Raw genomic sequence first — 16,134 nt, 5'->3', positions numbered from 1 at the left:
CCCCCCCCCCCGCGACCTTACCGCAATATCAGGAACGGGGCCCGGTAACCCGCGCGGTCAGGCCAGTCGGGCGCTGGCCACGATGCGGCCATCGCGCACCTGGAAACGCTGGGCGCTGCCCTGGCCCGCGATTTCAAGCATGTCGCCTTCCGAATAGCCCGTGACGTTCGGGCAGTCCAGCCACTCCGGGTTGATGAACGGAAAGTACTTCAGCGTGCCGCTGCCTTGGCTGGCGAAGTCGAAGGTGGTGTTGGCGACGACTTCCGGATCCCATTGGCTGGCATCGAAGACCAGCGCGCAGCCCGCGCCGATGCGATAGATGATGCTGGCCCCCATGCTGGCGAAACCTAGCGCGCCCACATGCAGTTGGGCGCCATTGCGCAGTTCGATGACGCGCGTGCCCAGGCGTTCCAGCGTGATGTGCTTGAAGGTCACTTCAGCGCCATCGACGATCAGATGCGCGTACTGGCCCAGCGTGACTTCGTTGTAAGCGCCGCTATGGCCGGCTTCTTCTGCGGTAATGGTTGCCGCTTCATTAGCGGCAAGCGTAATGGTATTGCGCATGACGGATGGCTCTCCGGGGAATCTCAGGGATAGGGCGCTGTTGTTGTTGTGCTTCGTGCCTGATAGACGGGTCGCGCCGCTGTTCGCCTGATCATGGAATTTGTGCCTGCCGGGTTCCCCTACGCCACCAGCTTTTATTATTTGGACACAATTAGATATTTTCCCTTATTTTTGTGATTTGATGCTTGAGGGAGCGCAAGGAATAAGCCCATTTAAGGGAAAGTCCTAAGCTTAAAAAAAAGCCCGGCGCGCAATGCACCGGGCTTTTGTCGTCTGACCAGGGAAGATCAGCGCTTGAGTTTGGCGAAGGCATCCGCCATTGCGCTGTTCGCCGCGCCGCCGCCTGCATTGCCGCGCCCGCCATCGCCTTGGGGGCGGCGGGGCCGGTCGCCGCCCTTGGGCGCGTCGCCGCTGCGGCGTGCCGGGGCCGCGGTATCGTTCAGGCGCATGGTCAGGGCGACGCGCTTGCGCGCGGCATCCACTTCCAACACCTTCACGCTGACCGTCTGGCCCACGCGCACCACATCGCGGGGATCCTTGACGAACTTCTCGGCCAGCGCCGAGATATGGACCAGGCCGTCCTGGTGCACGCCGATGTCGACAAACGCGCCGAAATTGGCGACGTTGGTCACGACGCCTTCCAGCACCATGCCGGGATACAGGTCATTCAGCGTTTCCACGCCTTCCTTGAACTGCGCCGTCTTGAATTCCGGGCGCGGATCGCGGCCGGGCTTTTCCAGTTCGGCGAAGATGTCGCGCACCGTGGGCAGCCCGAAGCGCTCGTCGGTGAAGTCGGATGGCGATACGCCCTTCAAGGCATCGCGCTGGCCGATGATCTGCTTTACCTCGGCCTTGATCTTGGCGACGATGCGCTCGACCACCGGATACGCCTCGGGGTGGACCGACGAGGCGTCCAGCGGGTTGTCGCCGTTCGGGATGCGCAAAAAGCCCGCCGCTTGTTCGAAGGCCTTATCGCCAAAGCGCGGCACCTTGCGCAGGATATCGCGGGTGGGGAACGCGCCGTTCTCGTCGCGCCACGCCACGATGTTCTTGGCCAGCAGCGAGTTCAGGCCCGATACGCGAGCCAGCAGCGCGGCCGATGCGGTATTCACGTCCACGCCGACGGCGTTCACGCAGTCCTCGACCACGGCGTCCAGCGAACGCGCGAGTTCGCGCTGGTTCACGTCGTGCTGGTACTGGCCCACGCCGATCGCCTTGGGATCGATCTTGACCAGTTCGGCCAAGGGATCCTGCAGGCGGCGCGCGATGGACACGGCGCCGCGCAGGGTCACGTCCAGGTCGGGGAATTCCAGCGCTGCGGTTTCCGATGCGGAATACACGGACGCGCCAGCCTCGGAGACCACCACGCGGGTGACCTTCAGGTCGGGGAAGCGTTCCATCATGTCGCCCACCAGCTTTTCGCTTTCACGCGAAGCGGTGCCGTTGCCGATGGCGATCAGGTCCACCTTGTGGCGCGCGACCAGCGCGGCCAGCGTGTTGATCGTGCCTTCGCGGTCGCGACGCGGCTCGAACGGGTAGACGGTGGTGGTGTCGACCACCTTGCCGGTCTGGTCGATCACGGCGATCTTGCAACCCGTGCGGATGCCCGGGTCCAGGCCCAGCACGGCCTTGGGGCCGGCGGGAGCCGCCAGCAGCAGGTCTTTCAGGTTGGCCGCGAACACGCGGATGGCTTCGGCTTCGCCGCTTTCGCGCAGACGGCCGATCAGTTCGCTTTCAAACGCCGTCAACAGCTTCACGCGCCAGGTCCAGCGGCAGACTTCGCCCAGCCAGCGCGCACGCGGCGTGGCGTCCAGCGCGAACAGCCCGTTGCCCAGCTTCAGGAAGTTGGCGATGCGCGCGACGCACGGGTGCGGCAGCTGCGCTTCCAGTTCGGCTTCCAGGCCCAGGCGCAGTTCCAGCACGCCCTGCTGGCGTCCGCGCAGCAGCGCCAGAATGCGGTGCGAGGGCAGCGTGCGCAGCGGCTCGTTGAAATCGAACCAGTCGCGGAAGTTCGCGCCTTCGGTTTCCTTGCCGTCGACCATCTTGGAATAGATCAGGCCGGTGGACCAGAGATGCTCGCGCATGTCGGCCAGCAGATCCGCGTTTTCGGCGTAGCGCTCGGCCAGGATGTCACGCGCGCCGTCCAGCGCCGCCTTGGCGTCGTTGATGGACGCTTCGGGGTTCAGGTATTGCGCGGCCAGCGCGGCAGGGTCGCAGGCCGGATCGGCCAGGATCGCGTCCGCCAGCGGTTCCAGGCCCGCTTCGCGGGCGATCTGGGCGCGGGTGCGGCGCTTGGGTTTGTACGGCGCGTACAAGTCTTCCAGGCGCTGCTTGGTATCGGCCGTTGCGATTTCCTGCTGCAGCTCGGGCGTGAGTTTGCCCTGTTGCGAGATGGATTCAAGGATGGAGCCGCGGCGCTCTTCGAGTTCGCGCAGATACCCCAGGCGCACTTCCAGATTGCGCAGCACGGTATCGTCCAGGCCGCCGGTGGCTTCCTTGCGATAGCGCGAGATGAAGGGCACGGTGGCGCCGTCATCCAGCAGTTCCACCGCCGAGGCGATCTGGGAGGGGCGCGCGCCGAGCTCGGTGGCAAGCTGCGCGACGATGCGGGCGTTGTCGACGCCGGCGGCGACGTTCGTGATAGCGGAAGTTTCAGACATCTCTATACGACGACAAAAAGGAAAAACAAGGGGCGGATTGTGCCATAAGCCACTGTTACAGAACGTGCCAACATGGACCGATCCGTCCCTGCGACCACCGGAGGCGGGCGCCGCAACGGGTATCATTTGGTCCTTTCCCACATCAGTGTCTGGCGGCCGAACCGTACGCGGTACCGGTTCACCATAGACTCCGACCGACACTAGGCTGCCGTAATGCTGGACCTGGATATTTCCGAATTTTTTGACGAGGACGGGCCTCTGGCCACGGCCATGCCCGGCTACAAGCCACGCCCTTCGCAGGTCGAGCTGTCGCAGGCCATCGGCGACGCCATCCAGGACCGCGCCACGCTGGTGGCGGAAGCGGGCACCGGTATCGGCAAGACCTGGGCCTATCTTGTACCCGCCTTCATCCAGGGCGGCAAGGTGCTGATCTCTACCGGCACCCGCACGCTTCAGGACCAGTTATTCGCGCGCGATCTTCCACGCGTGCGCGCCGCGCTGGCCGCGCCCGTGACGGCGGCGCTGCTGAAGGGCCGCGGCAATTACGTCTGCCACTATCACCTTGAACGCCTGCAGGGCGACGAGCGCGCGCTGAAGTCGCGCACCGAGATCCAGCAACTGCGCCAGATCCAGGTCTTCGCAGGCATTACCAAGACGGGCGACCGCAGCGATCTTGCCCAGGTGCCCGAAGACGCCGACATCTGGCAACGCGTGACGTCCACGCGTGAGAACTGCCTGGGCCAGGAATGCCCGCGCATCCGCGACTGTTTCGTCGTCAAGGCACGCCGCCAGGCCCAGGAGGCCGACGTGGTGGTGGTCAACCACGCGCTTTTCATGGCCGACCTGGTGCTGCGCGAAGAGGGCGTGACCGACCTGTTGCCTGAAGCCGATACGGTCATCTTCGACGAAGCCCATCAATTGCCCGACACGGCCACCCGCTTTCTGGGCAGCAGCGTGTCCACGCACCAACTGATGGACTTCGGCCGCGCGCTGGAAGTCGCGGGTCTGGCGTACGCGCGTGAAGCCGCCAAATGGAGCGACGTCAGCCGCCATCTGGAAACCGCCGCGCGCGAATTGCGGCTGGTCTGTGCGCCGCTGGACCGGATGCCGGGCCGCAAAGCCACGTTCGACGCGATCCCCAATCCCGAGGAATTCGACGAGGCGCTGGCCGCCCTGCGAGAGGCCGTGGATACGGCCACCAAAGCCTTGGGCGCGGTGGCTGAGAAACACCCCGACCTGATGGCCGCTGCACGCAGCGGCGCTGAAATCTCCGTGCGCCTCAAACGCTGGGCCACGCCGGGCCGCGCCGATGCCGGCATGGCCGATGAAGGCTGGGGGCGCGACGACCAATCGCCCGACGCCACCGCCGCCGCCGCCGACTTGGGCGACGGCCCCGCCACGCCGGCTTCCATCCTGGAAGGCGTGGCCGCCGCGGCCGTCCAATGGACGGGGCCCGCGGTGCGTTGGGTCGAACACGGTCAGCACCATGTGCGCCTGCACTCGGCGCCGCTATCGGTGGCCCAGGCGTTCTCCAAATACCGCAAGCCGGGCCAGGCCTGGATCATGACGTCGGCCACGCTGTCGGTGAACGGCGAGTTCACGCACTTCACCAGCCAGTTGGGGCTTTCCAGCGCCCGCACCGGCAAGTGGGAATCGCCGTTCAACTATCCCGAGCAGGCGCTGCTTTTCGTGCCGCGCGGCATGCCCGAACCGCAATCGCCCCAGTTCCTGGACCGTTTCGTCCAGACGCTGTTGCCCCTGCTTGAAGCCAGCCCCGGCGGCACGCTGGTGCTGTGCACGACGCTGCGCGCGGTCGACAAGGTGGCGACCTTGCTGGCCGACGCCTTCGACGACGCCGGGCACGACTGGCCGCTGCTTAAACAGGGCGAGGGCACGCGCCGCGACCTGTTGGACCGTTTTTGCAAGCTCAAGCATCCGGTGCTGGTGGGCAGCGCCAGCTTCTGGGAAGGTATTGACCTGCCCGGCGACGTGCTGACCCTGGTCGCCATCGACAAACTGCCGTTCGCGCCGCCCGACGACCCCGTCATCGAAGCGCGCCTGCGCGCGTGCCGGGCCGAGGGGGGCAATCCGTTTTCGGAATACCAGTTGCCCGAGGCCGCGATCTCGCTCAAGCAGGGCGCGGGCCGTCTCATCCGTACCGAGTCGGATTGGGGCGTGCTGATGGTGGGAGATGCGCGCCTGGTCGAAAAGCCATACGGCAAGCGCCTTTGGCGCGGCCTGCCGCCTTTCGCGCGGACGCGCGAACTGGAGGAGGTGCTGGCGTTCTATCGGCGCAAGCAGGAAGGCGGGGACGCGTAGCGCCGCAGGGATAACGGCTCCGGCGGCCCCGTGGCCCCGGCGGACAAAAAGAAAGCCCCTCGATCGAGGGGCTTTGCTTTTTCCCATGCGGCTGGATCGCGCTGGCTAGCCAATCAAACGCGCACTGGCCAGCCGGACACGGACCCATCAATCAAACGGGTTCCACCAGCTGCGGTCGGCCGTCAGACCCTTGCTCTTGAAGTCGCTGTTGGGGAAGTTCTTGTCGTAGACGCGTTGCGCGTCGTTCTTCAGTTCCGTCATGCCAAGCTTGTCGTAGGACTCGACCATCAGGTAGAGCGCCTCTTCGGTGGCGGGGGCGCCTTCGAAGTCGGTGATCACGGTTTGTGCGCGGTTGGCCGCTGCCACGTAGGCGCCACGCTCGTAGTAATAGCGGGCAACGTGGACTTCGTTCATGGCGATGGTGTTGACCAGCCATGCCACGCGTTTTTCGGCGTCCACCGTGTACTTGCTGTCCGGATAGCGCTTGATCAGTTCATTGAACGCGTCATAAGACGCGCGCAGCCCCTTGGGGTCGCGCTCGGCGGGATCCTGGCCGGTGATGTTGCTCATGAAGGCGCTGGCCGGCGTGAAGTTGATCAGGCCCTTCAGGTACAGGGCGTAATCGGTGCCGGGGTGGTTGGGATACAGCTGCTGGAAGCGGTCGATCGCGGCCAGGGCCTGTTCGTTTTCGCCGTCTTTCCAGTTGACGTAGGCCAGTTCAAGCAGGGCCTGCTGGGCGTAGACGCCGAAGGGGTAGCGGCTTTCGATGGCGGTCAGGCGTTCGCGTGCTTCCTTCCAGCCTCCGGAGGACATTTCGGCCTTGGCGTCGGCGTAGAGCTGTTCGGCGCTCCAGTTGGTGGTCTTGTCGTATTTGCTGTTGGTCGAGCCGCAACCGGCGATGACGATGACGGCAAATAGCGCGATAACCACGCGCAAAACCGGCCCGCTTCGGGATGCGGGGTTCGAGGGAGCTGCGGAGTGGTGAATCACGAGAATCGTATCCTTGGTGTTAGCATGGCAGGCTGATTATATGATTTGTCTCCATGTCTGATACAGCCGCCGGCACAGATCTCGTTTCCGACGATGAACTTCTGGGCCTTTCCGACGAAACCGGCGATGAAAACGCCGACGAAACCCCCAGTGGAAACCGGGGCGAACCGCAACTTGTAACCGTGCCTTCCACCGTGAAGGCCGACCGGCTGGACAAGGTGCTGGCCGGCTTGTTGCCCGACCATTCGCGCAGCCGCCTGCAAGGCTGGATCGAAGCCGGCAACGTGCACGTCAACGGCGCGCCCGGCAAGATCCGTCAGACGGTCGGTCCGGGCGACGAGCTGCAAGTCTGGGCCCAGCCGGCGCCCGATGCGCGCGCCTTCACCCCTGAACCCGTTGAATTCGTCGTCGTGGCCGAAAGCCCCGAATGGATCGTGGTGAACAAGCCCGCTGGCCTGGTCACGCATCCCGGCGCGGGCAACTGGAGCGGCACGCTGCTCAACGGCTTGCTGTACCGCTTTCCGGAATTGGCGTCCGTCGCGCGTGCCGGCATCGTTCACAGACTGGACAAGGACACCTCTGGCCTGATGGTGGTCGCCCGCAACGAGCGCGCCCAGACGCATCTGGTGCGCCAGTTGCAGGCGCGCAGCATGGGCCGCGAATATGTGGCGCTGGCGCATGGCTGGATCGCCAGCGCCGGCCGTGTCGAACGCGCCATTGGCCGCGATGCCCGCGTGCCGATCCGCATGAGCGTCGAACGCCCGGTGGCGCCCAAGCCCGCCATTACCAATTACGCGCCCGCCCGCCGTGGCCAGGTGGATCCCGGCGGTCGTGTCACCGAAGTGGTGTGCCGCCTGGAAACCGGCCGCACCCACCAGATCCGCGTCCACATGGCCAGCCTGGGCCATCCGCTGCTTGCCGACACGATCTACGGCGGCAAGAACATCGCAGGCGCGCAGCGCCAGATGCTGCATGCCCGCGCCCTGCATTTCGATGACCCGGGCGGTAGTGGCGAAGTCCAGTTTGCGGCCGCGCTGCCCGAGGACATGACCCAGGTCCAGGAAAACATCGCATGGAACGCGTGATCGCCAGCCTGCCTGTCGTAACGGGCCCGGAATGGGCCGGTGTGAGCTATTTCTGCACCACGCGCGCAGGCGGCGCGGGCGTGGCGCCGCACGACACCCTGAACCTGGGGCGCCGGGCGGGCGACGATCCGGACACGGTGGCCGAGAACCGGCGCCGGGTGCGCGCCGCGGTGCCGGCCGACCCGCTGTGGCTGCGCCAGGTACACGGCAGCGACGTCGTGGACGCCGATGCGCAGGACGTGCCGGACGAACCGGCGGTGGATGCCAGCGTCACGTCGCAACCGGGCCGCGTGCTGGCCGTCATGGTGGCGGACTGCCTGCCGGTCGTCATCGCCGACGCCGACGGCAAGGTGCTGGGCGCGGCGCATGCCGGCTGGCGCGGCTTGTCGGGTGGCGTGCTCGAGCATACGCTGGCGGCCATGCGCGCCAAGGCGCCCGCGGTCACCGGCTGGCGCGCCTGGGTCGGCCCCGGTATCGGCCCGCGGGTTTTCGAAGTGGGCCAGGACGTGCTTGACGCCTTCACCCATGATGATCCCGCTACCGCTCGCTATTTCACGCCGCGTCCGGGCCTCTCGGGAAAGTGGCTGGCAGACCTCGCCGGATTGGCCGATTTCCGCCTGCGCCGTGCCGGAGTACAAGAGGTGTCCTTGAGCGGGATGTGCACCGTGACCGACTCGGAACGCTTCTTTTCGTACCGGCGCGATGGTGAAACCGGACGCATGGCGCTGCTGGCCTGGCTCCACCCGGATTGATCTTGCGCAAGGGCTGCGCGCGGGCTTGTCGCCCGCCCCGGGCGGCCTCCTTGTATACCCGCATTGACAGTCCAGGACCCGGAATGCAACATCAATCGAGAAGTCTCGATAACAAGGTGTCGAAGTGAATGCCAATCTCTCCGCCGCAGGGCCCATACCGGTGAGCGTGGCACCGGAAATCCTGGCCGACATTCAGGCCGAATTCTCTCGCGAGTGGCAGCGCCTTTGTGACGACGCCCGACGCGGCGCGCTTGCGCCCTTGGCCGACCGCCGTTTCGCCGGCGATGCCTGGGCCGCCAACGGTTCGCATCTGCTGCTGGCGCACACCTATTTGCTGTCGGCCCGCGCCATGCAACGCATGGTCGACGCGGCCCAGGTCAGCGAGCCCATGCGCGAGCGCCTGCGCTTTTCCATCATGCAGTGGGTCGATGCGCTGTCGCCATCGAACTTCCTGGCGCTGAATCCGGACGCCCAGCAATCCATCGTGGAAAGCGCGGGACGCGCCTTGAACGAAGGGTTGGCCAACCTGCTGGGCGACGTCAAGAAAGGCCGCATCACCCAGACCGACGAATCGCAGTTCGAGATCGGCCGCAACGTGGCGGTGACGCCCGGCGAAGTGGTGTTCGAGAACACGCTGTTCCAACTGATCCAGTACGCGCCGTCCACGCCCACGGTGCACGAATTGCCGTTGGTGATCGTGCCGCCGAACATCAACAAGTTCTACATCCTGGACTTGCAGCCCGAAAATTCCTTCGTGCGCCATGCGGTCGAGCAGGGCTATACGGTGTTCCTGGTTTCGTGGCGCAACCCCGTCGCCAGCGATACCGATGGCGTGGACCGCGCCACCTGGTCCGACTATCTGGATGACGCGGTGCTGCAGGCGCTGCGCGTGGCCAGCGACATCACCAAGCAGCCCAAGGTCAATGGCCTGGGTTTCTGCGTGGGCGGCACGATGCTGGCGTCGGCGCTGGCATTGGCCGAGGCCCGCGGCGAACAGCCGGTGGCGTCGCTGACGCTGCTGACGTCGCTGCTGGATTTCCACGACACCGGCATCCTGAAAGTCTTCGTTGACGAAGCGCATGCGCTGCTGCGCGACCACCAACTGGGCAACGGCGGGCTGATGCCCGGCCGCGACCTGGCCACCACGTTCTCGTTCCTGCGGCCCAACGAGCTGGTCTGGAACTATGTGGTGGGCAACTACCTGAAGGGCCAGAAGCCGCCCGCGTTCGATCTGCTGTTCTGGAATGGCGACAGCACCAATCTGCCCGGGCCGTTCTTCTCCTGGTACTTCCGCAATACCTACCTTGAGAACAATTTGAAAGTGCCGGGCCGCGCGCAAGCCGCCGGCCTGCCGCTTGACCTGACGCGCCTGACGATGCCGGCGTATATATTCGGTTCACGCGAAGACCACATCGTGCCTTGGGTGTCGGCCTATGCATCCACGCAGTTGCTGCGCGGCCCGCAACGCTTCGTGCTGGGGGCCTCGGGCCACATCGCCGGCGTGGTGAATCCGCCCGCCAAGAAGCGCCGCAGCTACTGGGTGGCGGACAAGCTGGGGCACGCGGGACACGACATGCCCGGCGACCCCAACGCCTGGTTCGCGCAGGCCACTGAGAACGCGGGCAGCTGGTGGCCCGACTGGACGCAATGGCTGTCGGGACACGCGGGCAAGCAGGTCAAGGCGCGTACAAAATTAGGCAATGCCAAGTACCGGCCGATCGAGCCGGCGCCTGGCAGGTATGTAAAGGTCAGGGCTGCCTGAAGCCGCCATGCGCGGTTCACCCAGGCCAATAAGAAAGTTAATCAACGAGGCGTCCGTCGCACACAGGAGGAAGTCCAATGAGCGGAAAACTGGCTTACGTAACAGGCGGGATGGGCGGTATCGGCACCTCTATTTGCCAGCGCTTGGCCAAGGATGGCTTTCGCGTGGTGGCAGGTTGCGGCCCAAGCCGCAATTACCAGCAATGGCTGGATGAGCAGGCAGCGCAGGGCTACACGTTCTATGCCTCGGTGGGCAACGTGTCCGACTGGGAATCGACGGTAGCGGCCTTTGAGCGGGTCACGGCCGACATGGGTCCGGTCGATGTGCTGGTCAATAATGCGGGCATCACGCGCGACGGTCTGTTCCGCAAAATGACCGCGGACGATTGGCGCGCGGTCATCGATACCAACTTGAACAGTCTGTTCAATGTGACCAAGCAGGTCATCGAAGGCATGGTCGAGCGTCAGTGGGGCCGGATCATCAACATCAGCTCGGTGAACGGGCAGAAGGGCCAGTTCGGCCAAACGAACTATTCCACGGCGAAGGCGGGCATTCACGGCTTCACCATGGCGCTGGCTCAGGAAGTCGCCAGCAAGGGCGTCACGGTCAACACGATTTCGCCGGGCTACATCGGCACGGACATGGTTCGCGCCATCCGTCCCGAAGTGCTCGAGAAGATCGTGGCCACCATTCCGGTTCGCCGTCTGGGGACGCCCGAGGAAATCGCATCCATGACCTCGTGGTTGGCCTCGGATGAATCGGGCTTTTCGACCGGCGCGGATTTCTCGCTCAACGGCGGCCTGCACATGGGCTAATGTTGGGCAGCGGACCGCCATCGGGCGGTTCCAGGCGTCGGAAGGCCTCGGGGACAGGGCCTTCCGGCATTACACTCCACCTTATTCGAAGTCTTAGAGATCGCCCGATCCGGGGACACACATGACGCAAGCACAAACCGGCGCCAGCCTGCGCCTGATTAAAAAATACCCCAACCGTCGCCTATACGACACCCGGACCAGCACCTACATCACTCTGGCAGATGTCAAGCAACTGGTCCTGGCCAACGAAGAGTTCCAGGTGGTCGACGCCAAAAGCGGCGAAGACCTGACGCGCAGCATCCTTCTGCAAATCATCCTGGAAGAGGAAAGCGGCGGCATGCCGATGTTCTCGTCGAACATGCTGTCGCAGATCATCCGTTTCTACGGTCACGCCATGCAGGGCATTATGGGTTCTTACCTTGAGAAGAACATCCAGGCCTTCATGGAAATCCAGACCCGCATGGCCGAGCAGTCCAAAGGGCTGTACGGCAGCCAGTTCGGGCCCGAAGCCTGGACCCAGTTCATGAATGTGCAGACCCCGATGCTGCAGAACATGATGAATAACTACATCGACCAGAGCAAGAACCTGTTCGTGCAGATGCAGGACCAGATGCAGGACCAGACGCGCGCGATGTTCTCGACGTTCCCGTTCACGCCCGGCAGCACGCCGCCGGGTTCGGGCCGCAAGTAATCACCGCCGCAAGCGGGTGGGCCGAGGCCCTTTCCCGTTGATCCAGAAGCCGGTAGGGCGTTAGCCTGACCGGCTTTTTTGTTGCCCGCGCCGGCCCTGCCGCCCTTTGACTGAACGCAATAATCCGCCCCTTTTTGGCCCTTGAGGTTCAGGGATATGTCAGTTTTTTTGGTTACATTAATGAAAACGGTTCTTGTTTAGTTTTATCGGAACCGCCATTCATTTGTGTCTCGAGGATTTTGCACATGATCAAGAAAGCCTTGGCGCTGGCCATCGTCGCTCTGAGCGTATCCGCCGCGCAAGCGGCCGAATACCCCATCGGCAAGCCGGTTGAGAAGGGCGGCATGGAAGTTGGCGCGGTCTATCTGCAGCCGATCGAAATGGACCCGCCCGGGATGATGCGTCCCGCCAAGGATTCCGACGTCCACCTTGAGGCCGATATCCACGCCACCGCGGGCAACAAGACCGGTTTCCCCGAAGGCGAATGGGTGCCCTACCTGGTCGTGAATTTCGAGATTCAGAAGGTCGGTAGCCAGAACGTGCAGAAGGGCACCTTCATGCCCATGGTCGCCAACGACGGCCCGCACTATGGCGACAACGTCAAGCTGGAAGGCCCGGGCAAGTACAAGCTGAAGTATTCGATTTTGCCGCCGTCTGAAAACAAGATGGCTCACTTCGGCCGCCACGTCGACAAGGAAACCGGCGTGGGCCCGTGGTTTGAACCGTTCGAGCTGGAGTACGAATTCGTCTACGCCGGCACCGGCAAGAAAGGCGGATATTGATCGTGCGCCGCCTGCATCGCGTTGCTGCCGCCGTGCTGATCGGCCTGGCCGTATTTGCCGGCATGGCGCCCGCGCAGGCGGACGAACTGCCGACGTTCACGCTGCGGTTCAAGCCGGACGGCACCTTCGAGCCGGCGACGCTTGAAGTGCCCGCCGGCCGTTTCAAGATCGAGCTCATCAACGAGAGCAACGAGCCGGTGGAATTCGAGAGCATTCCGCTGCGCAAGGAAAAAGTGCTGGGCCCGGGGGTGAAATCCTTCGTGGTGATCACCATTTCCCGTCCCGGCGAGTATCCCTTCTTTGATGACTTTCACCAGAGCGTGAAAGGCACCCTGGTCGTCAAGCCCAAGGAATAAGCGGTAGCAATACATGGAACAGGTCCTTTTTATCGTCTGGCGTGAAAGCGTCGAAGCCATGCTGGTGGTGGGCATTTTGTACACCTGGCTGCGCTCCACGCCCGAAGGCAAGCGCGGGCTGAACTATCTGTGGGGCGGCGTCGCGGCCGGTCTGGGGCTGGCCGTCGCGCTGGCGCTGGTGCTGCTGGGCGTGTCGTCCTGGCTGAGCGACGAGGGCCAGGAATGGTTCCAGGCCATCATGTCGCTGGCGGCGTGCGCGCTGGTCGTGCAGATGGTCGTGTGGATGAAGAAGCACGGCCGCACGCTGAAAGGCGAATTGGAAAGCGGGGCGCGCAGTTCCGTGGCCAACGACAATTGGTGGGGGCTGTTCGTGCTGGTGGCCATCGCCGTGGCGCGTGAAGGCAGCGAAACCGTGGTGTTCCTTTACGGCACCGTGTCGGCGGGCGAAGGCGGCAGCGACATGCTGATGCTGGCGCTGGCTGGCGTCGCCGGCTTCGCGGTGGCCTTGCTGACGTTCTGGCTGCTGCAGTTGGGCGGCAAGCTGATTACCTGGCGCCGCTTTTTCCGCGTCACCGAAATCCTGCTGCTGCTGTTGGCGGGTTCGCTGCTGGTGGGCGGCCTGGACCACTTGATTTCGCTGGACGTGCTGCCGACCATCGTCGACCCGGTCTGGGACAGCTCGTGGCTCTTGAGCGACAGCACCGGTTTTGGCAAGGTCCTGGCCGACTTCGCCGGCTACCGCGCGCTGCCGGCACTGATCTCGGTCTTGCTGTGGGTGGCTTACTGGATCGTGGTCTGGGCGCTGCTGCGCTGGGTGGGCAATAAGTCCGCTCGCGCCCCGGTGGCCGCCCAGCGCGCATCCTGATTCCGACGTGATGCCGGACTGAACAATGAAGGTGTGAACATGGCTGCTGTACTCGGGAGGGTGACCTCCCGGATCGCCGATTTCCTCCGTGACCATGCCCCGCTGTTGCGCAAGCTGCAGTGGGGCATTGTCGCGTTGTACGCGTTTCTTCTGATCGTGCCCGCGATCCTGCCTTTGCCGGACAATACGGCATCGGTCTTCAACAACCTGACGATCGTCGCGCAGTTTGCCTTCTGGGGCGTCTGGTGGCCGTTCGTGCTGATCTCGATGCCTATCCTGGGCCGCGCCTGGTGTGGCTGGCTCTGTCCCGAAGGCATGCTGACCGAATGGGCCAGCGAGCGCGGGCAGGGCCGTGCGATTCCCAAATGGATGCGCTGGGGCGGCTGGCCGTTCGTAGCCTTCGCGCTGACGACGGTCTACGGCCAATTGGTCAGCGTGTATCAGTATCCGCTGGCGGTGCTGGCCGTGCTTGGCGGGTCCACCGTCGCCGCCATGATCGTCGGCTGGCGCTATGGCCGCAGCAAGCGGGTGTGGTGCAAGTACCTGTGTCCCGTCAACGGCGTGTTCAACCTGCTGGCCAAGCTGGCGCCGTGGCACTTCAAGGTCGACGAAGAGAAGTGGCGCCATCCGGTCATCCGGATCGAACCCATCAACTGCGCGCCGTTGGTGCCGCTGCGCCACATGAAGGGCGCGGGCGATTGCCATGTTTGCGGGCGTTGCAGCGGCTATCGCGGCGCGATCGCACTGACCCCGCGTTCGCCCGAAGAAGAGATCGTGCACGTCGCGGACGGCGACGCATGGCAGACCGCATTGCTGTGCTTCGGGCTGATGGGCATCGCGATCGGCGCGTTCCTCTGGAGCGCCAGCCCCTGGTACGTGACCGCCAAGCAATGGGCCGCCACCTGGCTGGTGGAACACGACATCATGTGGCCGTTGATGGACAACGCGCCCTGGTTCATCCTGACGCACTATCCGGACGTGAACGACAGCTTCTCGTGGCTGGACGGCGCGGGCATCTTGCTGTTCGTCGTTGGCGCCACGGTCATCGTTGGCGGCGCAAGCTTCCTGTCGCTGTGGATCGCCGACCGCCTGGCGCCGGCCGCGGAGCAGCCGGGTGCGGCCGTCACGCGCTGGATCCGTCCCGGCGTGCACAAGCTGGCCCAGGGCCTGATCCCGTCGGCGGGCATCGGCGTGTTCCTGGGCCTGTCCGCCACCACGGTCAACCTGCTCAAGCACGAGGGCGTGCAAGCTGCCTGGGCCGGCCCGGTGCGCTTCACCTTGCTGACTCTGGCGGTGTTGTGGACCTTGCGCCTGTTCGCGCGTTTGCTGACGCAGCGTCAGTCCCAAGGGTGGCGCAAGGCCGCCGCCTGGCTCGTGCTGGCAGCGGGTCTGGCGCCGTTCTGCATGGCGTGGGTGTTTTTCTTTGCGATCTGGTAAGAACGGCTTGATGGTCTGACGCGGGGCGCTGCGATACATTGGAGGCCCCGCCGGACCGGCCGGCAGCCTTCCTCCAGTTGTTTTTCATGACTTCCTACGCGTTTCGCCTGCTTAACGTTTTCGCGTCCAACACTTTCAGCGGCAACCAGCTTTGCGTGTTTGAAGACGCGCGCGGCATGGACGACGCCACCATGCTGAACCTGGCGGCGCAGTTCAACCTTTCCGAAACCACCTTCATTCTGCCGTCGGACCGCGCGGATGCGCGCGTGCGCATCTTCACGCCCGGCTACGAAATGAAGTTCGCCGGGCATCCCACCATCGGCACCTCGCAAGTGGTGCGCGACCTGCGCAAAACCGGCGATGCGCTGACGCTTGAGTTCAAAGCCGGGGTGGTGCCGGTACAAGCCCGGGGGGATGCCTGGACCTTCACGGCGCCATGCCCCGATGGCGTGCGCACGGCGCCACCCGAACTGGACCGCGCCGAGATCGCCGGCCTGGTCGGCCTGGATGCCGATGACCTGTTGGGCGAGCCAATCTGGGTGGATACCGGCGCGGACCAATTGCTGGTGCCGCTGGCCAGCGTCGAGGCCGTGCGCCGCGCGGCGCCCGACGCCTCGAAACTGCACCGCTGGCAGACCAGCAGCCTGGGCCGCAAGACGCTATATGTGTTCGCCTTCGATGAAGGCCGCGTGCAGGATGCGCGCCAGGTGGTGGTGGCCCGCTACTTCTTTGCCAAGGCGGGAGGCGGCGTGGACGAGGATGCGGGCACGGGGTCCGCTTGCGCCAACCTGGGCGGCTGGCTGGTCCACAATAAACGTTCGCTGCCCGCCAGCATCCTGGTCGAGCAGGGCGATCAGATGGGCCGGCCCTGCCGCTTGCTGTTGGACGTGCTGGCCGATGGCCGCATCCAGGTGGGCGGCCGTGCGCTCGAGATCGGCCGGGGCTCGATCACCCTCTAAGGCTTGCGTGCCGAACACATGCGTGCCAAACCGGAGCCGGCGCGCCGATCCGGCATTCCGAACCCCAAACGAAAGCGGCGCCTGTGTCGTACACAGG

Annotated in this window: 14 protein-coding genes; 11 read left to right on the top strand and 3 right to left on the bottom strand. The window is 64.7% G+C overall.

Features of this window, described 5'->3' with window-relative positions; translation table 11 throughout:
• Positions 1-57: 57 nt before the first annotated feature.
• Together ACE039_RS20560 and tex are read right to left on the bottom strand one after the other, a co-directional pair.
• Complete coding sequence (locus ACE039_RS20560; RefSeq protein WP_448709024.1) at positions 58-564, bottom strand: hypothetical protein; 507 nt, start codon at positions 562-564, stop codon at positions 58-60.
• A 287-nt stretch (positions 565-851) separates the two neighbouring features.
• On the bottom strand, positions 852-3,224 hold the full coding sequence (gene tex, locus ACE039_RS20555) for an RNA-binding transcriptional accessory protein Tex (protein ID WP_310032790.1): 2,373 nt from the start codon (positions 3,222-3,224) through the stop codon (positions 852-854).
• Positions 3,225-3,437: 213 nt separating this feature from the next.
• On the opposite strand from tex, the gene yoaA reads away from it, so the two are divergent.
• Positions 3,438-5,543 carry a DNA repair helicase YoaA gene (yoaA, locus tag ACE039_RS20550; protein WP_485823218.1) on the top strand — a complete coding sequence of 702 codons (2,106 nt, stop codon included), beginning with the start codon at positions 3,438-3,440 and terminating at the stop codon, positions 5,541-5,543.
• A 147-nt stretch (positions 5,544-5,690) separates the two neighbouring features.
• On the opposite strand, the gene ACE039_RS20545 is transcribed toward yoaA, so the two are convergent.
• The gene (locus ACE039_RS20545) at positions 5,691-6,479 is read right to left on the bottom strand and encodes an outer membrane protein assembly factor BamD (RefSeq protein WP_105555005.1); all 789 of its coding nucleotides are present in this window, start codon (positions 6,477-6,479) and stop codon (positions 5,691-5,693) included.
• A gap of 107 nt (positions 6,480-6,586) precedes the next feature.
• On the opposite strand from ACE039_RS20545, the gene ACE039_RS20540 reads away from it, so the two are divergent.
• The 10 genes from ACE039_RS20540 to ACE039_RS20495 all read left to right on the top strand — a co-directional run bounded on the left by ACE039_RS20540 (position 6,587) and on the right by ACE039_RS20495 (position 16,037).
• The gene (locus tag ACE039_RS20540) at positions 6,587-7,618 is read left to right on the top strand and encodes an RluA family pseudouridine synthase (protein WP_485823217.1); all 1,032 of its coding nucleotides are present in this window, start codon (positions 6,587-6,589) and stop codon (positions 7,616-7,618) included.
• A complete protein-coding gene (gene pgeF / locus ACE039_RS20535; protein ID WP_485823216.1) occupies positions 7,606-8,370 on the top strand; it encodes a peptidoglycan editing factor PgeF in 765 nt (254 codons plus the stop codon). The genes ACE039_RS20540 and pgeF overlap by 13 nt, the downstream gene beginning before the upstream one ends.
• Before the next feature lie 124 nt (positions 8,371-8,494).
• Entirely contained in the window at positions 8,495-10,132 is a 1,638-nt protein-coding gene (gene phaC, locus ACE039_RS20530) for a class I poly(R)-hydroxyalkanoic acid synthase (protein WP_485823215.1), read from the top strand.
• A 77-nt stretch (positions 10,133-10,209) separates the two neighbouring features.
• Complete coding sequence (gene phbB / locus ACE039_RS20525) at positions 10,210-10,947, top strand: acetoacetyl-CoA reductase (RefSeq protein WP_105555001.1); 738 nt, start codon at positions 10,210-10,212, stop codon at positions 10,945-10,947.
• Positions 10,948-11,068: 121 nt separating this feature from the next.
• Positions 11,069-11,638, top strand: a complete 570-nt coding sequence (gene phaR, locus ACE039_RS20520; RefSeq protein ID WP_006222902.1) for a polyhydroxyalkanoate synthesis repressor PhaR — start codon at positions 11,069-11,071, stop codon at positions 11,636-11,638.
• A gap of 245 nt (positions 11,639-11,883) precedes the next feature.
• Positions 11,884-12,420, top strand: a complete 537-nt coding sequence (locus tag ACE039_RS20515) for an iron transporter (RefSeq protein WP_105555000.1) — start codon at positions 11,884-11,886, stop codon at positions 12,418-12,420.
• A 2-nt stretch (positions 12,421-12,422) separates the two neighbouring features.
• Positions 12,423-12,776 carry a cupredoxin domain-containing protein gene (locus tag ACE039_RS20510; protein WP_105554999.1) on the top strand — a complete coding sequence of 118 codons (354 nt, stop codon included), beginning with the start codon at positions 12,423-12,425 and terminating at the stop codon, positions 12,774-12,776.
• A gap of 13 nt (positions 12,777-12,789) precedes the next feature.
• Positions 12,790-13,641, top strand: coding sequence for an FTR1 family iron permease (locus ACE039_RS20505; RefSeq protein ID WP_105554998.1), 852 nt, complete (start codon positions 12,790-12,792; stop codon positions 13,639-13,641).
• Positions 13,642-13,680: 39 nt separating this feature from the next.
• Positions 13,681-15,078, top strand: a complete 1,398-nt coding sequence (locus tag ACE039_RS20500; RefSeq protein ID WP_313461520.1) for a 4Fe-4S binding protein — start codon at positions 13,681-13,683, stop codon at positions 15,076-15,078.
• Positions 15,079-15,164: 86 nt separating this feature from the next.
• Positions 15,165-16,037 (top strand): PhzF family phenazine biosynthesis protein, encoded by an 873-nt coding sequence (locus ACE039_RS20495; RefSeq protein WP_485823214.1) that lies wholly within the window; start codon positions 15,165-15,167, stop codon positions 16,035-16,037.
• Positions 16,038-16,134 lie beyond the last annotated feature (97 nt).

The organism is Achromobacter maghribensis, from assembly GCF_057334215.1.
Note: the sequence above shows the minus strand (reverse complement) of the source record. Positions and strands in the feature narration are given on the sequence as shown.